A 22,201-nucleotide genomic window follows, 5' to 3' on the forward strand; every position below is an offset into this window, starting at 1 on the left:
TGGTTTGCTGATAGTTACAGTAGCAGACTAGCTGATACTTGAAACACCTTTTCTCTCAACGAATCCCCAGCCCTCGTCATTATCAAAGTATTTAAACGTGCCTACGATATTCATATAAAGCAGCAGATTTCGATAGGTTAGTAATTCAACTTGACTAAACAAAAACATTCTAAAATAATCTTTAACTGAATAATTGCTGCCATATTTTTTGCATAAATAGAGAGAAATTCCGATTTGCAGCGCATTAATGACAATTACAGACAACATGAGAATAAAAGCCTTAAATAAATTGGTACCTAAAAAGAGTGATTGTATAAGATAAAAAATGCTTGTAAATGCTGTTAATGTACCTAGAACAAAACCATCGATAGCAAAAAAGAGACTGACACCAATGCTAAACTTTCGTGATAATTTGGACCAATAGATTAAAATGCAATCTACAAAGGCTTTTTGCCAGCGTATTCTTTGTTTATAAAAGTTACTTAAGTTTTCTGGGCATTCCGTGTAGCATACGGCTTCTGGCGCGTAGACGAGCTTCTTATTCAAGTTATTCGCTTTAATGAACTCGTGAATTTTTAAAGTAATATCAATATCTTCGCCTACAGTACTTCTAAACCCGTTAACGTCCACCAATATACTCTTATAAAAAGCACCAAATGCGCCTGAAATAACGACAATTGAATTAAAAACGGATTGTGTTAGTTTTCTAACATAAAATCCATGGATGTAACTGATAACTTGGCTTTTTATAATACCTTTACCAGTAAATTTATCTTGGATAACGCCGTTCCTTTTCTCAGCGCCCTGTACGATCTTTACCGTACCCCCTAAGGCGATGATCTTATCATCTTGAAAATATTGATTTACATATTTAAGCGAGTTAATTTCCAGCATGCTATCTGCATCCAACGTGATCACAATATCAGTATTCGCACAATCGATACCGGCGTTAAGTGAATCTGCCTTTCCGCCATTGACTTTATCAATTACAAATATTTTTTCATATTTCTCCGAAAAATAAATCCCTTTAATAGCAGCGTATGAAAGCTTCCCCTCTGCTTCTCTATCACTTATCGATAAGTCCAAAAGCTCATGTAATTTTTGAAACGTCTGATCCTTTGAACCATCATTAATAATGATGACTTCATAATTACAGTAATTTAGGCCCTCCATTGCATCTATGCAGTTCTTAATGGTGAGCTCCTCGTTATAAGCAGGAACTAAAACGGAAATCGATTTTTCATCACATTCGTTATTCAATTTCTTAACTTTACTGAAAAATAAAGGGATGACTGTGTAAAGAGTTTGAAACCCAATAAAAATGAAGGTTAACAAATAAAAAAAGTATTGCATCTCCTCACTCCTTTTTATCTATCTAAAGCTTATAATTCTATGAATTGAACTGTTCTCCAGACAGTTAATCCCACACTAATTTCAATCACTTACATCCTTTGTTAGTAATTCCAACTAATAATAGTAAATAAAACCAAAAATAGCAACCTTTGAAAGCGTTGTTATTGTAATTTTCTGAATAATATATAGTTTTCCTCTTTATTTTACATACATTAATTTTCATTTCACAAAAAAAGAAGAAAGAAGAAAATTTCAAATTCCAAGTATTAAAGAGGAAGATAGGAGAAATGTAAATCGGGTTCTGAGGAAGTCGTTTCATACTAGAAAATAGCATATTTCTTCTATTTATGGTAGACAAATTCCATTTATTTTCATATAATCACTATGAAGTTACAACAATTGTTATCATTCAATGAATTTAGCCCTACACACTTTTTTCTCTACCTTTCATGTCGATATATGAGCTCTTATGAGTTTATATAATTACGTTCAACAAAGAAAGGAGTTGTAATTGAGATAAGACGTTCGGGTCTGAATGCATCATTCATTCGCAGTGCATATTTCATTAAAAGAGGAGGAATAAAATGTCATCTTTTCGCATTTCTCATTCACCTTGGGTAAAGCTGCTAGCTTATGGGAGTATCATGTTGATTATTTCATTGGTTGTAATGCTATTTCCGGAAAGGTCCTTTTCTCACGGCTATGTTGAAGGACCTGCTAGCAGGGCAGCACTCTGTAAATCCGGACAAAATACAGATTGTGGCCCGATTGTTTATGAGCCCCAAAGTCTAGAGGCACCTAAGGGGTTCCCTGCTGCAGGGCCAGCAGACGGGAAGATTGCAAGCGCTAACGGAGCTTTTCCCAAGCTTGATGAACAATCGGCTACACGCTGGTCTAAAGTCAACATATCTGCTGGACAAAATACTTTCACTTGGAAACTGACTGCCGCTCATTCGACGGCAAGCTGGAAATACTATATTACAAAGCCTAACTGGAATCCTAATGCCGCTCTTACTCGAGACTCATTCGACCTGACTCCTTTCTATTCGGTGAACTATGGAGGTGTACAGCCACCCTTCTCTTACTCAGACACGTTTAACGTTCCGGAACGTAGTGGATACCACGTCATCTTGGCTGTGTGGGAAGTCGCAGATACTCCGAACGCCTTCTATAATGTCATTGATGTCAACTTTAGCGGAAGCAACCCTGTCGATACCCAAGCGCCTTCCGCGCCAGCTGCTTTGACGGCAACTGCAAAAACATCCACCAGCGTTTCCTTGGCCTGGAACGCATCCACGGATAATACCGGTGTAACAGGGTACCAAGTATTTAACGGATCTTCTTTGGTTGCTACCGTATCCGGCACAACATTAAATTACACCGTATCTGGATTAACCGCGAATACTGCCTATACCTTTAGTGTCAAGGCAAGAGACGCTGCTGGCAATGTCTCAAATGGAAGCAATTCCGTCAGTGTTACTACCAATGCACCCGTCGGTAATGATACGCAAGCACCGACAGCCCCCGGCGGCTTACATGTTATGGGGACCCCAACATCCTCCAGCATTCAGTTAATGTGGAATCCGTCAACGGATAATGTTGGTGTTACAGGCTACCGTATTTATAGAGGAACGACATTAATCACCACTGTACCTGGAGCCACAACGGATTATACAGTAACAGGTCTTAGTGCAGGAACAACATATACGTTCAGTGTATATGCCTTCGACGCCGCAGACAATCAATCAGTGGCCAGCACCATCAATGGAACAACTGCGACAGCGTCTACAACCCCAGCTTGGGCACCTAATACCTCTTACACAGTCGGTGCGTTGGTAACCTATAATGGTTCTGTGTATGAATGTCGTCAAGCCCATACATCGATAACCAGTTGGGAGCCTGCCAATTCCCCGGCGCTATGGTTATTGAAATAATGATGTGAAAAAATCAAATCCCTAAATTGGGTAAAACCACGAGATACAGTGAAACTGTACTTCGTGGTTTTTTGCTTTTTAATACAATTGAGGATTCATTGCATTCCTGCTTCTGCTGGAAGCGAATTACTTCTTGTCCCCACTGCTTTAATAACGAAATTGTAGGATTTAGCAGAATCTATGCCGTTTAATGTATAGCTGTAACTTGTCTGACTGTTTACCGCCGGCACATACACGCTCCAGTTCGTGCTGACTTTATCATTTTTCTCGTAAATCCGGTAACCTCGCACTGGCTCAGAGCTATTTACAGGCGCTTTCCACGAAAGAACTGCACGGTTCCCGGACTGTCTTACTGCGCTTGGATTTTGGACTATGCCGGGTTTAACGTCAGTCCTTTTAATACTGTAAGCGTCATAGACGGCAATGGGTTTATCTTTAACTGCTGTGTAGGATGTGAATTTCAGCACGTCGCTTGTAATGGATACATCCACGAACATTTTCTTGTTGGGCTGATCGTTTTTTGCTGCAAAAAAACTGTCTGCATCTGGATTAATAGCATAGAATTTCGAAGCGGCTGAGTTGCCCATTAGATACACGGTCCCTTTGGGATTCAGCACATTTCCTTGCTCATCGGTAATAACATTCTTAATCGGAACGTTGTTCAACATTTGAAAAGACCTCATATACATATGGTCATGTCCTTCAAACACCATATCCACACCCAGCTCATCAAATACAGGAATCAGGTATTTCCGGTAAAACTCTACCCGGTCGCTTTCTGCCGAAGCATTATCCCCAGAGGAATAAGCTCCCTTATGCATAGAGACGAATTTCCACTTCTTATCGGTCTTTGCCACCTGATTCCGCATCCATTCCAATTGCTTCGTGAACTGAATATCTGCTTTGTACGGCTTGACCTCTCCTTCGTACTGGGAATTGATTTGCATAAACAGGGCATCGCCGTATTCGAAAGCATATACCGACCCGTCATGAGCACCCGTCCCAACATCTTTTGGTAGATTAAAATGATTATAAAAGTTATTATTCGGATAATCCTCTATCTCATGGTTACCGATAATCGGTGCAAATGGTACATTGGCAAATTCTTTTTTCGGCACACCCAAGAACCACTGCCACAGCTGCTCCAGATCACCGTCATCCGTTAGATCCCCTGTAAGAAGAACAAACTTGGGATCTATCGTTTTCTCAATAGCTCGCTTAAAAGTATCCTGCCACAGATCGAAATTCGATTTACTTGAACCTTGGGTGTCGGTTACATAGAGGAAATGGAAGTCCTGATTATCCGCCTTGTCCGTGGTAAAAGAACCCGCCTCGCTCCAACCGTCCGCATCACCGTTACCGGCCCGGTAGATATACTTGGTTCCAGGCTTAAGACCGCTTGCAATAACCTTGTGGCTAGCGAACTTTTTATACTTCTTGGAGCTTCTGTCTCCTGATGTCATTAAGGTTTCAATAACTGTTACGCTGCCCTCATAAGAAGCTGCCAGTTGTTTCGGGAACTCGCTTCCTCCCGCATTGGAAGCTTCCACTACTTGCACTACTGTACCTCTGACGGTTTCGGCTGTATACCAGTCAAAGGCAATACTTGTCTTTGGGTCCCCATTAAAAGTCATGTTCAGCAGCGTTGGTGTTTTGATGCCGGTATCCGGAGACTTCGTCTTAAAGCTCCAGGTAATATCGTTCTCCGGTGTCCGGCCATCCGTAGTCCCCTTAACAAGCTCTTTTGGGATGGTCACGTTGTAAGTTTTGCCGGCAGTGAAATTAGGGTGGCTGACTTTGACTGTATCTTGACCGAGGAGCAAAGCAGAGATGTTGTTAAGAGGAACATTGTTTTCTGTGATTACAACCTGATAACTACTGTCGAGGCTGATGGCTTTGTTAAACTTCACTGTGATCTCTGCGTTAAGGGGAACATCTGCAGCCCCTGAAGCGGGAGTTTTGCTTACCTCAAGTGTGGGAGCGTCCCCAGGTTCGCCGCTGCTGCGTGTTCCTTTAATTACCACATCTTTAATTCTGCTTGAGCCTGAGCTGGACACCGTTCCCCCGCTTACGCTTTTCGCAGAGTTTACCACCCAGCGGATATAGAGTATATCTTGATTGTTTGTTCCAGCAGGCAAAGCGAGGTTCGTTAATTTGCAGGAATTATTGGAACAATTAAAATTGTTCTGGGCTAGAACAAGGTTGCCGCCCGTAACATCTGTCCATTCCTGTTGATCTATACTGTATTGCACCTTAAAATCCCTGGGTCCTGTACTTGAAGAGGTTTGCTGTGATGAGAGGAAGATACCTTCGAAGCCTTGGGTAGAAAGCGTGGCAAGCCAGTACTTTAGACCCGTTCCTTCATGCCAGCCCTGGTTGCGTACGCTGTTCTCACCTGAATCATAGGTGTATGCATCCGTATTAGTTCCTACATCACGAATGGATGAAGACGATTGATATACCCCGTCTGTAGCCGGAAATACACCATTTTCGCCTTTGTCTTTAAAAATCCACTGGGCAATCGTTTCCTGAACTGCCGCTGCTTCACTTGTAAGGTCTTCCTCAATTTCCTCCCTTCCTGCTGAGACAATACCGGTCAACTCCATGGCAAGCAGCAAACCTATAACCATTAGACTGATTACCTTGTAAAATCTATTTTTGAGATAAGATTGGTTGTTATCCATTCAGCCCATCTCCCTCTAAATTAATCTTACTTATCATTGAACCGCCGTCACCAAGAAGAACGGCGGTTCTGTCTACTCTTGCATTCCTGTTATTGAAGTTCCCAATCGGTGACTTGAAGGACTGCCGAATCTGCACCCTTCAGGTCTGTCTCTCCCATGTTGAGCAAATTGCTCCACTGCTTCACACGGTTCTTGCCGTTAGGCGGAGTGTTGTACTCATTAGTATCCACAATCTTGGTCCGTTCTTTATAGAATTTGGTCATGAAAGTCTTCTCATCTGTGCTGCTTCCTGATTTACCCAAAAGCCCTTGAAGAGTCTCGGAGCCGCCGGTAGCACCATGGTTTAGCGCAGCATCCACGAAGGAACCAATCGTTAATGCCGAGTTAAAGCCGCGATTGCGGGCCTGCTCCACACTGTATTTAATGTAGATATTGTAGAATGTTTTCCACATAGCCTCTCTCCACTCGGGATCATTTTGCAAAATGCCGATTTTTCTGCAGAAGCTCTCTTCGCTTTCATTGATTTCGAGGATTTTCCCTTTCATCGAACCCTTAACACCGATCCGGGCCAATGCGCCTTTAACCGAAGGATTACTCGCGCCTTTGGCAGCATCATATGCCTTGAACAGATCCGGACCGTCGGGACCGGTATCATTTAAGCCGCCTGTAGTCGCACCGAATATTCCAATCGTATATCCGCGGTCATCATCAATATCTTCACAATATCCGTAAAAATTGATCCAGTTCAGATCGTCCTGCTCCGGTTTGTTGACAAGCATCATAATATTGTTCCACTGCTCACCATCCAGACCTGTGTTGTCGCGCAAGAATTGAAGTGTTGCCGGTGAGAAATTAGAATCCGGGTTCCCTGCCGCATAACTTTTCTGTTGAGATGCATTGGACAGATAGCCATAAGAAAAAATCATTGAAAAACTGAGCAGAATCAACAATGAAAATTTCATCTTCTTGGAAACCTTACTATTCGTTGAATTAAGCACCGCAATCTCTCCTTTAATTAAATAGTTTAAGCGCTTTAACTTTGAGTGGCAGCGAACCTTATCCCCAACCTATCTGAGCATGACAGCCCTCCTTTTTCCAACACTTGGTAATTCAATTCAAGCTTATCTCATAAAGTTTGACTAAACAGCACGTATTTTCTTGTAATTATTAAATTTTATACATATGTTGCTACAAACCCTAGATTAAGTCTACAATCCTCTTAGGAGGTGCTGAATGAAGCCGGTATTTTATGAGTCTACTCTTTTTGAGATCAGCCGCAAGAAACAGCTATACACCAGCATGCCTTCAAGACACTATCATGATGCCTATGAGATTCTGTATTTAATATCCGGGGATTTTTATTATTTTATAGGGGACAGAACCTACCAGGTTGCGGGCGGTACGTTGCTATTTATGGATATTCATGAAATGCACAAACTGGTCAATTCTGGATGCAATATGTATGAACGGGTTACACTGCTGTTTAAAAAAGAATTCCTGCAGCATTTCTGCACTGGCGGTCAATGTGAGGAACTGCTCGAATTGTTCAAAAGTGATTACCGCGCTTTGAAGATGACCGGGAAGGATCAGTATTTCATCGAACAGCTTTTTCAGAAGATGATCCAGGAGGGAAAGAAGCAAGATCGTGGATATGAACAGTACCAACAAATAATATTGGTGGAGTTGCTTCTCTATCTTAATCGTAAACTATTTGACAGCCGTGTAGCTCCAATGTTGGAATCCAATCGCACACACAAGAAAGTCCTGGACATCGTTAATTATGTAAATCAACATTATATGGAACCGCTTAAGCTCTGTGAGATTTCACGGCAGTTCGACATAAGCTCTTCCTACCTATGCCGAACTTTTAAAGAGGCCACCGGCTTCAGTTTTATTGAATATATTAATAACATCCGCATTAAAGAAGCGCGTGATTTGCTCGTTGGCTCTTCTTTTAATGTTACTGAAATTGCAGGTATGGTTGGGTTTGATAACATCTCCCATTTTGGACGGACCTTCAAATTAATGATGGGTATCTCGCCGCTCTGCTTCCGCAAACAATTTAAGTCATAACAGTAAAAATACTGGAATGCGTCAAGACATTTCGTCAAGACGAACAAATTGCAGGTTTCTTGCCTGCAGTTGATTTAGCACTTCCTCTAAAGCTTGCAGCATAAAATAAGGAGCATGCCGGTCCGCGCCCACAGTCTCACCGCTGTCGTGAAGTAAGACAACGGAGCCATCGGTGATTCCATCTAACAGAATGGCCTGCATCCGGGTTTGACAGACCCTGGTGTTCCAGTCGCCTGCCTTCAGCGACCATAGAACAATTCGATACTGCTTGTATCGAAAGAAATCAAATAGATTGATTAATCCCCAAGGTGGACGGTAATGAGTGGGCCTGGTTCCGACAATAGACTCTATAATATCAGCGGAGCGGTCCAGATGTTCTCGCCTAATCGTACGGGGCAGCATCAGCCAGTTAGAGGTATGACAATAATTATGGATGCCAATCTGATGGCCTTCCCGATCCATTCTTCTGATCAGGTCTGGATACTGCTCCGCTCGCGATCCAAGCACGAAAAAAGTGGCTTTCACTTGATGTAACTTCAATAAATCCAGTAATTCCGGCGTATATTCCGGATGTGGTCCATCGTCAAAAGTGAATGCCACCTGTTTCTTTACCGTTCCTTTGCGAAAGACACCAAAGCCGCTCACTCGCGTAATCAAACTCGGAATAAACATGTAAAGGGTGGCAGTACATAGTATTCCTCCTATAAGATATGTAAGAATAATTACACCTCCATATAACAAGCTTAAGACTTATCCAGAATAGTTCTGTCCGGGTGAGAACCGATTCTTCAGTGAGGCCCGTGAATGAATCAGTAACATCGGGACCAGTTGTTCGGTTCGCCGACTGATTCTTTGTCTGCCTTCCGGATGCATGGCAGACAGCAGCAATCGAAGATAAATGGTGGTGATGCGTTCAAAAAAACCGGACTTTATATTTTGTTGTTCAAAACCAAGACCATGTGTTAATCCCCGATGGAGCAGTGTAATACCTAATAAAGCCTTGACCTGCCTGAACTCGGACTGCGATTCGAAGGCTTCATTGATTTGCTGCATTGATTTACGCAGCATGCGAGCCGTTTGGAGTGCAGCACGATCCGATCCTTCGGACTGGATCAACTTCAGGATACTTCCATTATCGAGGTGGAGCTCTCCCACCCACTCGCCTTGGTTGATGACCGTGGCGTCTTGGCATATAATAGGCTGTCCCCGGTGCTTTTTTAACATCACGGTACATATACCAAAGTGCGACTTATGCGCTCCACGAAAATGTGAAAGCAACGCAAAAGCTTTTTCCCACATCATCCAGACGGACTGCACCGTGGTTTTACGTATTTTGAAACCCAACTCATCCACCCTCCTTAAAACGGTTATAGTCTCTCATTTCATACATTGTGCATAACGGATCGGCTGCAACAAAGGAACATAATGAACCTCATTAAAACTTTCTTAACGTCTACATCTATTGGACGCCATACAGTGGAATTTCTCTGCGATTATATTAAATTTTCGTATAACTTTTTTCATTAGCTACTCTTTCTAGTATTTTTTGAGTTGTCGTGGGGAAGTCACTACCCAAACGATGAAAGCCGTTAGTGCCACACCACCGAAAAAAATGTACCCATTAAAAAACAGGTTATTTGTGTATTGGTTAATCCAACCGAAACGATACACCACGGAGTCTTTATGGTTAGTAAATCCATTGAGATTGTTAGATAATGAACGAATTTTAGATGTTTCTCCCCAAATCATTATTCCTATAATAAGTATGGAGGTTAAAGGGAGTGTAACATGGACAAGTTTACTTTTATTCTTACTTTTGAACCCCCTAATTAAAGCACCTACATTAAATAATAAAATGGTGAACAACAATAATCCTACAACCAAAGCTATGATACCTGGGTTACCATTCCCTGAAATACTTCCACCAGGACTATATTTAAAAGTCATCCCTTCTACAGCAAAAATACTAATCACATTTAATATCAAAATAATGAGTAATTTTCGCAACATAATGCCTCCTCTTCACCTGACCTAACTGGTAAAATACTAAAAAGGCGGCTTTCCCCTTTGCAGAAATCTCTGTTCAAGGAAAGCCGCTTCTTCATGTTGTCAATTCTCTGAATTTTGTCTAACGTGTTCAAGGATACTTGCTTAGCTCAGCTTTTCCAGCCAGATATCTTTAAAATCGACCCACCCAAGTGTATTCAAATGGACGCCACGGATTGAAGGATGTAAGTATGTTCGAAACTCTTTATGATGGAGAAAAATGACCGAAGCTTCGTCGCTTAAATGTTCCTCAATCCCCTTCAAATGCTGGCGTCTGCCAGTTTCCGTATCGGCGCTTAAGGCATCGTCAATTCTTCCGTTAATCCAGTTCAGAAGCTCATCGTCCAAATACGCCCGGAAAGGACTGTCCCCATGCTCATAAACTTCAATCTCACATACCTCGTCTTCAGCCAAGACGAATCCTACGATCATCAAATCTTCGTCGTGATGTGGACTGCCACAACCAGGTTTATCTTCCCATGAAATGATCTTTAGATCTACCTTAATACTCCACTGCTCAAGTCTTTCCACAATCCATCGAGCATCTTCCTCAAACTTCTCATGGGCAGTGAAGCGGATGACTGAACCGTCATAATTCGATTCACGCAGAACAGTTTTTACACGATCTAGACGGAACGGTTCAACAGAGCGGGATTGGCTCGCTTCCGGGTGGAAACCGAAGGCAGATAGCACGCGATCACCCCCCAGTTCCGAGACCAGGTCGCCAGTATTCAGAATCATGCGTACCGCCCGGCGGAACGCCTCCGACTGCTGTGCACCCGGCCGTCGAAGATTCCAGGTTAGCATCGTACAGCCATTGGATAATTGCTTTAGCGTCTGCCAGTCTCCGTTATGGTTTCCCAGCGGATGATTCTCGACGAACTCGTGATGCAGCACCTCGGGAATATTAATTGCTGACTGAAGACATTCCTCCGGCATGGTAATCATATCCACACCATCCAAATAGGGCCTTCCCTCATGATAGGCAGTGTGGGCAGCCAACTCGATGCAGTGCGATGACTGCGAGACGATCCGAAAAGGGCCGGTGCCGATCGGCAGCCGCCAGAAGTCCGTCTCTTCCATACCACCCAAGTTGGCAGGCAGGATGGATGCTGCGCTGGAGCACATGTACCTGTCGAAGATTCGGTTTGGCTGCTTCAAATGCAATTGTATTACACGCGGGCCTAGCGCTTCGATCCGTTCTACTCCCCGCAGCAACCAGCGGTTATTGGTGTCTCCGCGCAAACGCTCCAGCGTAAAGGCTACATCTCTTGCGGTCAGTTCGTGCCCATTATGGAAGTGCACCCCCTTGCGTAGATAGAAGGTCCACTCACTCGCTTCTGCATTGGACGTCCAATGATGAGCGATACTCGGAACAATTTTGCCCGCAGCTTCATCAAACCGGAGGAGGCGGTCGTAAATTTGCCGCAACAGATGTGCGTCAGCGCAAAATCTTACTTGAGCAGGGTCAAAGGTCGTGATGGGACTGTAAATCGGGAAGCGCAGTATGTCACTCGTAGAGATACCATCACGTGCTTCCTCTTTTCGGTAGCCAAATTGACCGTTTAGCCATTCAAGGAATTTGGGCTTGGCAAGCGTTCCCTCACCGAACAATTGTAGCCATTCAAAAGCTTGCTTATAATCCCCTTTTTCTGCCCAGCTCTGGATCAAGCTTAGCAGGAAAATTTCCTTGTCCGTCTTGAAAGCGATCCGCGAGCGATTCCCACGTCCGCGCCCCGGAATCCAATCAATCAGACCTTCTTCCTCCAGCCTGCGCAGGATAAGCTTCGCGTTCCGAGTGGTGCAGAACAACGCTTCCGCCAGCTCCTCCAAGGTTGCTTCTACGGGCATTCCCTCACTAATCCCCCCACCGAAGCGGTCGTAAAGCGTAAAATACCGTTCAGTCATGATCACCTTTTTCTGCCTCCTTTCGGTTATATTCCTCAAAAGAGGAAATCATGTGTGGAAAGTATACGCTTTTTATCCCCTTTTGAACAGCGCATAATAAGTCTTACAGAAATAAGGAAGCGGGGGAGAACATATGTTGGAACATCCATATCTGATTGAGAAACTGAGAGAATATCGAGAGGCAGAAATAAGTTGGCGACTTTTGAGGCGAATTCAGAGCTGCTTATGGAAAGTTAAAAGAAGTAACACCACACAAAAATCAGCTATCCATTCGTAAACTGGCTTTCGGCTTCCAAAACCCTCATGACCAACTCCTGCAGGATAGACGTAAAAAAAGACGACTCGAACGTCGTCTTTTGGGATGTATTCATTTTCAACTCCTATTAGGACTGTATGACATTGAGGTTTCCACAAGCCTCGTTTCCAATGGCTTTGTTTTTCTCAAAAAAACGAGCGTTATGAGAAGAAACACCAGCCATATCTGAAGCTGACGGATCTAGATAAAGTTTGGCACTATTAACTGCTAACACAGCATCATTAAAGGCACCAGCAATTAAACGAACCTTACTGCCATAAGTAATAAAATCACCTGCTCCGAAAATCCCGGGGATACTGGTTCGCATCCGCTGATCAACAGACACACCATAATCTTCTTTGTCTAAGCCCCAGTTCAGTAAATCCCCAAAATCACGATCAAATCCATGACTCACGATCACTTCATCGACTTCAATTTGTTCTATTTCACCAGTCTCAGCGTGTTCAAGAGCTACAGTTCCAATGCGTTCACCTACGCCATATAAGCGAGAGATACTATACGGTGTCATGACCGTAGCGGATGTTTTCATTTGGGCTACAGGCAGCTCATGTGCAGTAAACTCATTTCGTCGATGTACCATAATGACTTGCTTCGCCAAACTCACAATTTCATTTGCCCAATCCACTGCGGAATCTCCTCCGCCAGAAATAAGAACACGTTGATCTTTAAATCTCGATAAATCTGTAACGGTGTAGTGGAGATTATTCAATTCATAACGGTTTGCACCTTCAATATCCAGCTTTTGAACTTGCGTCATTCCGCGACCAGCACATAGTAATATAGTACGTGTATAATGAAGTCCGCCTGTTTTGGATGTCAGAATAAATATATCATCCTGCCGCTCCATATGAGCAATTTCCTGTCCTAGTACAAGGGTTGGATCAAAAGTTCTAGCCTGCTTCTCTAAAGAATCTATTAAGCGTTCACAGCGTATTGGATCAACGCCGCCAACATCCCACACTAACTTTTCAGGATAGGTGCGCATGAATCCACCTAATTCCTCTTTGGCATCAATTAGTTTTGTACGCATGGCTCTCATACCACTATAAAAAGCTGCATACATGCCTGCGGGGCCACCACCAATGATCGTAATATCATAGATATCGAGTTGTTTTGCGTTCACTTAAGGCACCAACTTTTCTACGATATAGTCAATAAGCTTACTTGTTCCAATTGGACCTTTGGCTTGAATATAATCATTGGTACGTATTGGGAAGACATCATTATTTTTGACGGCTTTCAGGCTTTTCCACAGCGGATTTTTTTCTAATTCTGCTAATGATTCTGAGCTATCAAGATCCACCATACTTCTTGTTTCCAGGAAAATATAATCCGGTTTGATGTCCGGTAAAATCTCTAATGAAAACTGTGTGAACCACACATCGGAATCTTTAGTAACTTCAGGACTATTCAGCCCGAGCGTTTTATAAAAGAATTCACTAACATCGTCATCTGCTTTTGGACCTAAATAACGGTACCGGCTAGGTTCTACTCTAAGCACGAGTACGGTTTTATCGCCAATTGCCTGATGAATTTTTTCTTTGGCCTCACTCGCCTTCTGATCAAGAGCAGTTAACAGCTTGTCCGCTTCGGCTTCTTTATTAAAAAGTACTGCCAGCTCTTTCACCGCATCATGTACCCCTACACCTGCGTTTAGAGCGACTGTCGGCGCAATTTTTGACAACTCATCATACACCTTCGTATCCAAGCCTTCACCTGGCGTAATAATCATATCCGGTGATAAGCTGAGCAGTTGCTCGAGGTTGTATTCATATTGTGTTTGTGAGATCAGTTCAACTCCGTGTTGTTCCAAATAGGGTGTCCGATAATCAGGTTCAATCTCAGGAACGACTACACTCACCTGTGGGATAATGCCCATCTCGATTAAATCCTCTGCATAACTCGAACTCGTGACAAGAATGTTTATAGGATTAGCCGGGATGGTGACCTCCCCAAATATATCACTTACCACTCTTGTTTCTTTATCATCACTTACGTTTGTTTGATTATTACTTACTTTTTGCTCCGTGGAAGCTTCTTCTGGCTTATTTGCTGATTTGGAACATGCCGTTAAGACAAACACTAATAGCGTTATTCCTATCAACGTAAATATACGTTTTGACATCATCTATTCTCTCCCCTTGTATTGATAATAATTATCATTATCAAAGATTATCAAATAAGAAGATATCATTCCATAGGGAATGGTGCGAATTTAATTGGATTATTGTGCTCTACACTATTAATGGCTTATTAAGTTACTAACAATTTGATCAATTATAATCTTCTGCCCATTGACTCCACAACCATCTACCCAAAGACTTGTATCAATATAGGAAACGTGATTATTTTTGACTGCTTTTAAATTTCTCCACGGTTCGCTTTCCATAAGTTTATCCATATTTTCTTCAGCACTAAAATTCTCCATCACACGTTTCTCTACGAAAAGATAGTCAGGATTAGCCCTATACAATTGCTCTATCGAACAAGGATTAAACCATGCCTCGCCTGTCTTTAAAAACTCTGGAAGTGATAGTTCCAACTTCGTGTAGAGTAATTGAGAGACTCCGCTTGAGTTCCCTCCTAAATATCGATATCCGAAAGCTTCTACTCGTAACACCATTACTGTAGCACCGGATTGAACGATGGGCTGTAATTGTTGCCGTGCTTCGTTTATCTCATTTTCCATTTGAGTTTGGAGTTTTTCCGCTTCTTCCTTCATCTGAAATAAAGCGGCCAATTGACTAAGGAGAATATCTATATCCATAGTTAGACCTGTTATGATTGGAGCGATTGTGCGCATTTTCTTCTTAATATCTTCTGTTAAAAAATGTCCAATGATTAATTCTGGCTGCTCTTGTTGAATCAACTCTATATTCGTATCATATTGGGGCACTTCCAACAGTTTAACGTGATGCTTTTTAAATAGTTCTCGTTGATGTTGAGGTACTAGTAACGGTGTTACCATTACAGCATGCGGTATTATCCCTAATTCGATTAGAACTTCAGCACAGAGTGGTGAAATCGATAAAATATATCGTTGATGCAATTGTTGAGCATAATTTCTGGGTGACACACCTGCAAAGTGTTTGAAGCGACGACTAAAATAGTGCACATCTTCAAAACCAACCTTTTTAGCAATCTCTTGCGATTTCGCTGAAGTTAATAATATTTCTTCTTTCGCACGGTAGATCCTATAATTGGCCAGATAGTCTAATGGAGGCTTCCCACATTGCTCACTAAATTTCCGAGAATAATGCCACTGACTTATCCCTGCAATTTGCGCTAATTGCTCGCGTGTTATCATCTCACTATAATGTTCCTGGATATAGTCAATAGAACGAAGAATTCCTTTTTCTGTCGTCTCTTCATCACCCGATTGTTTTTGATATAAGTGTTTCAACAATCCATATAATAGATGCTGGTTTCTGACCATCGATTCGCTGACACTACTAGCCAAATTCTCATTCAAACTATCACTAATACTCGTCAAAAAACCGCCCGTCAACTGTATAATTTGATAGGTATTTCCAACGGGGACATGCCAATTGAATTTAGACACCTTACCTTCTGCAATGAACGGGGAATAGGTATCAAATTGAATTTGCCAACCTGCTAAATCCAGATTTCCTCCTTCTAAAACTTCAATAAATGAGTTTGGTTCAATAGCAATTAAATTGCCGAAAGAGACTTGAACACGATGCCCATTCATATTCCAAATCGCTTGACCATCCGTAATAATGATTAATGTATTTGAAGTAAAATAATGAATTGCTTCCACAGTGATCCATTTAGCTGGTATCGGTTGAGTGGACTCCCATTGAGCGATCCATCCAAGATCATTTGGTTGTGCTTTCAAATTCTCTCCCCCTATTCTCCTCTGTTCAACATCGGATTTTCAAAATATTCCTGATTCTTCGCAGCAAGCTTTTCAAGCAAAACTTCTGCGTATGCCAATTCCTTATAAGGCGTCAACGAGGATCATACAAGAAACAAGCTGTGGATAAAGACTTGCGAATAATCTTGCTACCAATCAGACAACTCCTCTACCCAGTCAAGTCATGTTCGGTGGACAGACGTTGCTTGGCTTTTACCGATATTTGTTCTATCGTAAGAAAATGTTGACGTTTCCTGCATTATGCGTTCTTGGACTTTGTTCCGTGTCTCACTGCAATCACCTAATCCTGCTATAAAAATCACACTTGATGTGCTTTTTTTTGAATATCTACAGTATAGCTTGCTGTTGTAAACTCACCACTGATTTTTTGATTGATTTTCTATTATACTATGGAATGACTTGGCTAATCTATTGGGTATGTTGTTTATTGTCATGGGGCATCACCTTCTTGTCTTTTAGAACTTTTTGTTGTGTATCGAGTTTTTCATTCCCTTCAAAAAAAAGAAAAAACCCTTATATGACAGCTAAGGGTTTGAATCACTTCTTCACTTAGTTTAATAATAAGAGGCATTAACTCAGAGCGCTTATGGCTATTCTTTCTCCCCGGCCTAAACGATCAATATCCATAACCACTAATCCATCGCAGACATCAGTCCGAACCGGACGTATTGTCTCTATTTGAATGGATGTCCAGCTTTAATTGTTTTCCATTAACGCGCCTATTCTTGCCACACCACTCTTGAGCACCGCACGAATAACCGCTTCCCGGATACGCTCCACTACTCGTGGATCAAACGCATTCGGCATAATATAAGTTTCATGAAGATCGCTGACGTCAATCACCGAAGAAATCGCCTCAGCAGCAGCCAGTTTCATATCTTCATTGATTTCAGTGGCGCCACAGTCAAGGGCTCCACGAAAAATACCGGGAAAACAGAGAACATTATTGATCTGGTTAGGAAAATCGGAGCGCCCTGTCGCCATAACCTTGACGTAAGGCCCCGCAATTTCAGGATCAATCTCCGGAGTAGGATTGGCCATGGCAAATACAATCGGATCAGCAGCCATTCTTTTTAGAATCCAGCCAATTAATCGCACTTGCGGAATGGTCTACGAAGAAATGAAGCATCTCTTTATCGTTCGTATCGTGGCCACCTTTTAAGGACTCTTCATAAAACAGATCATTGCTGTCTTCAATGCCTTGCTCTTTTTGGAATTTCGTTTCAGAAGCGTTCATTCCCGAAGATGATTTTGTTGTATTCCCGCCGGCAACCGGCATTTTTTCAAAAATAACCGGGTTCATCCCTTTTGCTCTCGCCTCAAGTGCAGCAGACATTCCGGCACCGCCTGCACCGATAATGATGATGTCATATTTATCTTTTAGTTGATCGTACGGTGTATAGCTAGCTTTGGATGCTCCCGAAACGGCTTCAGTTTCCTTTGTCTCGTTGATCTTGCTGGTGTTCTTGCTGGTGTTCTTGTTCCCGTTTCCGTTGCTGCTGTTGCTGTTGCTGTTGCCACATCCTGTGATAACAAGCATAACTGAGAGAACGAGAATAAGAGCAGTGGTTACTTTTTTATTCATGTTATAGCTTTGCCACCTTGTGAATAATTTTTACAATCAGCTTAACGGCAAAGACCCTGCCCTTGAAAGTTTATGTAACTAAAAAAAACGTTTTGTAACTAAAGTAATCACTGCAATGTGTATGAAAGACCACCGGTTAGGGCATGGCTCAAAAAAAGAAGAGCCTTTAGGCTCTCCTTCGTTTACAAGATCGCTTTCATCCGATTGTTTCTTGGATTATGTTCTACTTCCGCAAGACCCAATTCTTCGAGCAATGGTGGGATATACATTCCAAATCGCCCCCGAAGTCCCTTCTTTAATCCATACCAACCGCCAACAGGGTTTTCAGGTGAACGCCCCCATGCTTCAACGGTACCTTCTTTTGCTGGTTTTTGCTCATCAGCACTTCCTAACTCCATCCAATCACCATTTTGTATAAGCATGGCGTGCAGATCTTCAATACAGCGGTAGTCATAATGCAAAACCGTTTTCCCTACAATGCAAACTATAATTTCTTTACCGTCTTTTTCGACCTTGTACATTTCATACTCGGATGTTTGCGGTGGTGTCTTTAATTTCCAAGGATTTTCCTTGGTTCCTGTAGTTGTCGACATATTTTCAACTCCCAAAGTAACTCACAAAATTAGTAAGTTGTAATCATTTTATTAGTTTGCATCACCTTACTATACTTCATTACCTTTATTCGTCCTACTCAGTATAAGGAAGCTGGCACTATCATTCCAAACTACTCATCTCCACCACATCTCCACTAGTGGCCTTCACAGCATAATTACAATCTAACTTCCCGCACAGCACATACTTCTTCTGCCCAGGATCATACACATAGACTGGCGTTAATTCGAGCCATCCCTTGAGCTTGTCATAAGCTTCGTCATGGCTTACAGCAATTTCCTCTTCGCTCTTGAACTCATCAAACATATCGAGCATTGGTTTGTTATCCATATAATTTATAACCTTATAATTCTGCACATCGATGAACAGGAGGATCTTACGCTGGAATATACGATTACTTGGCGCCTTCATCCTCAGTGTTGCCTGAATATGTCCTCTTTCCCGTTGTAAAGTCTTCAATATCCATTCTCCGGATTCATCCGGATAGAGCTGGCTTAAACCAGCTTCGACTGCGGCTATACATACGGCTTGTTCTGCGTCTGTGATAGGAAGTGAGTCCGGATGCGGTTCGCGAGCTATTGCCTGCTCAATGGTAACTACCTCAGGTAGACGTTTCTCCGCCCTTTCGAAAGGCTCCAGCTCCGTATTCTGTTGCTCCCAATGCATTACCTGATCTATATTGAATCGTGCTCTCGTACCTGATATAAACTCAAATGGGATGGTGGTTGTTCCGTCATTTGTAATGTAGATCTCTTCTATCCCATAGATCAGCAGGAGTTGCTTCGTCTCGTACACCGGATATTCTATAAGTTGTAGTTGTTTCCTCGCCTGGGGCTCTATCGTTTGAAGTGTGAGAATATAGTTCTCTTTGTGCACAAAGGAGCTGGAAGGAAACTGGCCATATACACTGTAAAAAACAAGCCTGCCTTCCGCATCGAAGCGAAGCTCGATCCGTCCACCAGGAGTGACTGGTATGCTACCTATTTTTTCAATAAAATGATATTCTCCAATCTGTTCCTTCTCTAAGTGGAATTGTTTACCGTATACCACCCTTGCCTCAGCTTCAATCCACCGGATGACTCCGTTAAAATCTATATTTTGGAATGGTGTCCCCTCCGCATAAGATTTCCCGCCAACAAAAATCACACTTTTATAGTTGCGGGATTGTAGGTCAATCGTGATGACGGCAGTTCCTTCCGGATTGTAATCGCCCTTCCATTCCTTAATATGAGCAGGAAACCATTCCATACTAAGAAAATAGTTGGTTTCTCCCAGCATCATAACGTCGCGATAAATTTCATGAGAGTGTAAGTAGTAGTTGTCCAATCCATATTTTTGCTGTGTGGCGTCAAGCAGTTCTTTGATCCGAATATCCATCATAGTGCACCCCATAAAATTGATGCTTACATCATACCATTACATAGTGTTGATTACGAAACGCAGCAGCGCATATTAGAGTCGATTGTTACTTATTAAATAGTAGAATCTTCTGAATATTCTACAAGCTCATGCAATGGGCTTTGCTGATGTTCAGAAAATGATCAGTAACTTGGGTTTTAATAATGCAGAGGGTAATAAAATTTTGTACAGCCTTAAACAGAATTCTATACGTGAATAATGACCAAATATTTAAATGGAGGTAAATCATCATGTATGACATCATCGATGGAAATGCGGAATTAATACAATTTTTCCCACTTCCAGCACATCTTTATGGTAAGGATATTGCTTGTATTGTAACTGTTGCTTATGCGGAAGAGCAGGGACCAAATTTAACGGGCCTCATAAATGCTCTATACTCCAAGGGATATACAAACCTTGATCATCTACTAAATTCCACATGGAATAAACTATACCAAGTTCCGAGGCTGGGACACAAAAGACTGATACTTCTGCTTCGTTTACTAGAACGAATTTCTGCAGATCCCAAGACCATAGAAAACCATGCCATTGTCCCTCCTGTTACAATGCAGAGTAAAAAGGAAATAAAAGAATTAACTTTAAAGAGGATTATAAAGAAGTATAACGAATCATCTGTGGAGGTATTAAGTGAAGCTACCGAAAAAGAAGCTCGTTTAAAGAAAATTAAAGATAGACTCCGTGAAATGGGGATGATCATATAATAAAACCCTGCCTGTATAATGAAGTGCACTCTTTCAATTCATTCAGTAATCACGCGATGCATCGAACCAGCGTTGAGCCGTCTCCTCTGTTATAGGCTCGCCAATCAGATGATCTTCACTCCCTCATTTTTAAAAAAGAGGGTGTCCCTCCGTCATTTTATGGCTTTTGGGACACCCTCTGTTGAATTATTTCACGCCGTCACATAGGGTACGATTCACTGCGTTATCTGAAACGGCAAGTTATCAAAAATATAGTTTTATTTGCGTTAGTGTTGTATCACTTATCTTGATTACAAGCGCCTGCGGCCAATGTCTCTAACATGATTAACCTACGACAACGCCAACATCGCGTTCATATCTTCCTCAGCGGTAGTAATCAGCTTTAATCCGAAAAGCTCTACCAACACATCCAGCACACCAGGCGAGATAAACTCCGGCGGCTTCGGCCCAATACGAATGTCCTGAATGCCAAGGCTGAACAAGCCCAACAGAATAGCTACTGCTTTTTGCTCAAACCAAGACAGTACAATACTCACAGGTAGCTCATTCACCGAGCAGTCAAATGCTTCAGCCAAAGCCAACGCAATTTTCACCGTAGAGCCGGAATTATTACATTGCCCAAGATCTATATACCGCGGAATGCCAGTGTCTCCAACAGTGCCATAATCGACATCATTAAAACGGAACTTCCCGCATGAAGTAGTTAAAATAACGGTTTCGTTCGGTAAGGAAGTTGCCAACTCGCGATAGTAATTCCCATCTTTACCTGGTGCATCACAGCCTGCAATAACGAAGAACCGGCGGATATGCCCGTCTTTGACAGCTTGAATAATCTCAGGTGCCAGCCCGATTACCGTTTCATGATGGTATCCTGTCGTGAGTACAAGATCTGAATCTACATCTGCCGCAGGTAATGACAACGCCCGGTTAATTAATGGGGAGAAGTCGTCATTTGTAATTTTCGCTACCCCTTCCAGCCCTGCGACTTCATAGGAGAAAAAGCGGTCTGCATACGTACCCTTAATCGGCATCACACAGTTTGTAGTTGCAAGAATCGCACCTGGAAACTGCTCGAAAAGTCTGCGTTGATCGTACCAAGCTTTGCCGATGTTTCCTCTCAGATGTTTATACTTCTTTAGCGCAGGATAGCCATGAGCAGGTAGCATTTCCGAGTGAGTATAGATGTTGATGCCCTTTCCTTCCGTCTGCCGCAACAATTCCTCCAGCGCATACAAATTATGCCCTGTCACTACAATACATTGACCTTCTATTTTGTTCTGACTGACTGTAATTGGCTGCGGAATGCCAAAGCGATCCGTATGTGCGCGATCCAGTACATCCATGATCCGAACCGCCGCATCACCGACCTTCATTGCCATCTCCAAATGCTCCTGCGTATTAAAATTGGAATTGGTCAAGGTCATATACAACGCTTCGTGGGTAATACGATCGACCTCGGGGTCACTATATCCTAGCTGCCGAGCATGAGTCGCATAGGCTGCAATTCCTTTTAAGGCAAAAATCATCGTATCCTGCAAACTAGCAATGGTTTCATTTTTGCCGCATACTCCAACAACGGTGCAGCCGCCAGTCGGTGTCTGTTCACATTGGTAACAAAACATATCGTTATCCTCCATATTTCAGATAGTCTTTCGATACTCTCAACGTA

Annotated in this window: 16 protein-coding genes and 3 pseudogenes; 3 read left to right on the forward strand and 16 right to left on the reverse strand. The window is 42.4% G+C overall.

Annotation, left to right across the window (positions count from 1 at the left end; translation table 11 throughout):
• Positions 1 to 27 precede the first annotated feature (27 nt).
• A complete protein-coding gene (locus tag MHB64_RS19785; protein WP_341135210.1) occupies positions 28 to 1,353 on the reverse strand; it encodes a glycosyltransferase family 2 protein in 1,326 nt (441 codons plus the stop codon).
• A 584-nt stretch (positions 1,354 to 1,937) separates the two neighbouring features.
• Between MHB64_RS19785 and MHB64_RS19790 the strand changes: the two genes are divergently transcribed.
• On the forward strand, positions 1,938 to 3,287 hold the full coding sequence (locus MHB64_RS19790; protein WP_341135211.1) for a lytic polysaccharide monooxygenase: 1,350 nt from the start codon (positions 1,938 to 1,940) through the stop codon (positions 3,285 to 3,287).
• 95 nt (positions 3,288 to 3,382) lie between these two features.
• On the opposite strand, the gene MHB64_RS19795 is transcribed toward MHB64_RS19790, so the two are convergent.
• Together MHB64_RS19795 and MHB64_RS19800 are read right to left on the reverse strand one after the other, a co-directional pair.
• Positions 3,383 to 5,971, reverse strand: coding sequence for a metallophosphoesterase (locus MHB64_RS19795; RefSeq protein ID WP_341135212.1), 2,589 nt, complete (start codon positions 5,969 to 5,971; stop codon positions 3,383 to 3,385).
• Positions 5,972 to 6,060: 89 nt separating this feature from the next.
• Positions 6,061 to 6,933 carry a chitosanase gene (locus tag MHB64_RS19800; protein WP_341135213.1) on the reverse strand — a complete coding sequence of 291 codons (873 nt, stop codon included), beginning with the start codon at positions 6,931 to 6,933 and terminating at the stop codon, positions 6,061 to 6,063.
• A 271-nt stretch (positions 6,934 to 7,204) separates the two neighbouring features.
• On the opposite strand from MHB64_RS19800, the gene MHB64_RS19805 reads away from it, so the two are divergent.
• Entirely contained in the window at positions 7,205 to 8,044 is an 840-nt protein-coding gene (locus tag MHB64_RS19805) for an AraC family transcriptional regulator (RefSeq protein WP_341135214.1), read from the forward strand.
• Between the two features lie 21 nt (positions 8,045 to 8,065).
• Here MHB64_RS19805 and MHB64_RS19810 read toward each other — a convergent pair whose 3' ends face one another.
• The 12 genes and pseudogenes from MHB64_RS19810 to MHB64_RS19860 form a co-directional block, all read right to left on the reverse strand.
• Complete coding sequence (locus MHB64_RS19810; RefSeq protein ID WP_179281547.1) at positions 8,066 to 8,716, reverse strand: polysaccharide deacetylase family protein; 651 nt, start codon at positions 8,714 to 8,716, stop codon at positions 8,066 to 8,068.
• A 78-nt stretch (positions 8,717 to 8,794) separates the two neighbouring features.
• Entirely contained in the window at positions 8,795 to 9,397 is a 603-nt protein-coding gene (locus MHB64_RS19815) for a YkoP family protein (RefSeq protein ID WP_445671617.1), read from the reverse strand.
• Positions 9,398 to 9,580: 183 nt separating this feature from the next.
• Positions 9,581 to 10,054, reverse strand: a complete 474-nt coding sequence (locus tag MHB64_RS19820) for a hypothetical protein (protein ID WP_143812103.1) — start codon at positions 10,052 to 10,054, stop codon at positions 9,581 to 9,583.
• Between the two features lie 141 nt (positions 10,055 to 10,195).
• On the reverse strand, positions 10,196 to 11,998 hold the full coding sequence (locus tag MHB64_RS19825) for an SgrR family transcriptional regulator (RefSeq protein ID WP_256989757.1): 1,803 nt from the start codon (positions 11,996 to 11,998) through the stop codon (positions 10,196 to 10,198).
• A 383-nt stretch (positions 11,999 to 12,381) separates the two neighbouring features.
• Entirely contained in the window at positions 12,382 to 13,437 is a 1,056-nt protein-coding gene (locus MHB64_RS19830; protein ID WP_341135215.1) for an NAD(P)/FAD-dependent oxidoreductase, read from the reverse strand.
• Positions 13,438 to 14,442 carry an ABC transporter substrate-binding protein gene (locus MHB64_RS19835; protein WP_256989749.1) on the reverse strand — a complete coding sequence of 335 codons (1,005 nt, stop codon included), beginning with the start codon at positions 14,440 to 14,442 and terminating at the stop codon, positions 13,438 to 13,440.
• A 114-nt stretch (positions 14,443 to 14,556) separates the two neighbouring features.
• Positions 14,557 to 16,173 (reverse strand): AraC family transcriptional regulator, encoded by a 1,617-nt coding sequence (locus MHB64_RS19840; RefSeq protein WP_094876263.1) that lies wholly within the window; start codon positions 16,171 to 16,173, stop codon positions 14,557 to 14,559.
• A gap of 23 nt (positions 16,174 to 16,196) precedes the next feature.
• Positions 16,197 to 16,451 (reverse strand): annotated as a pseudogene (locus MHB64_RS33925) (alpha/beta fold hydrolase); the annotation flags it as partial.
• Between the two features lie 457 nt (positions 16,452 to 16,908).
• A pseudogene (locus MHB64_RS19845) lies at positions 16,909 to 17,289 on the reverse strand (malic enzyme-like NAD(P)-binding protein); the annotation flags it as partial.
• Positions 17,288 to 17,797, reverse strand: a pseudogene (locus tag MHB64_RS19850) (FAD-dependent oxidoreductase); the annotation flags it as partial. The pseudogenes MHB64_RS19850 and MHB64_RS19845, both read right to left, overlap by 2 nt.
• A 182-nt stretch (positions 17,798 to 17,979) precedes the next feature.
• A complete protein-coding gene (locus MHB64_RS19855) occupies positions 17,980 to 18,390 on the reverse strand; it encodes a DUF6855 family protein (protein WP_094869311.1) in 411 nt (136 codons plus the stop codon).
• 121 nt (positions 18,391 to 18,511) lie between these two features.
• Complete coding sequence (locus MHB64_RS19860; protein ID WP_341135216.1) at positions 18,512 to 19,789, reverse strand: hypothetical protein; 1,278 nt, start codon at positions 19,787 to 19,789, stop codon at positions 18,512 to 18,514.
• Between the two features lie 269 nt (positions 19,790 to 20,058).
• Here MHB64_RS19860 and MHB64_RS19865 point away from each other — a divergent pair, with 269 nt between their 5' ends.
• Positions 20,059 to 20,532 carry a hypothetical protein gene (locus MHB64_RS19865; protein ID WP_341135217.1) on the forward strand — a complete coding sequence of 158 codons (474 nt, stop codon included), beginning with the start codon at positions 20,059 to 20,061 and terminating at the stop codon, positions 20,530 to 20,532.
• 329 nt (positions 20,533 to 20,861) lie between these two features.
• Here the strand turns inward: MHB64_RS19865 and hcp are convergent, their stop codons facing one another.
• Positions 20,862 to 22,154, reverse strand: a complete 1,293-nt coding sequence (gene hcp / locus MHB64_RS19870; protein ID WP_094869309.1) for a hydroxylamine reductase — start codon at positions 22,152 to 22,154, stop codon at positions 20,862 to 20,864.
• Positions 22,155 to 22,201 lie beyond the last annotated feature (47 nt).

The organism is Paenibacillus sp. FSL K6-2859 (assembly GCF_038008265.1).
In the GTDB taxonomy this organism is placed as follows: Bacteria; Bacillota; Bacilli; order Paenibacillales; family Paenibacillaceae; genus Paenibacillus_AQ; species Paenibacillus_AQ nitricinens.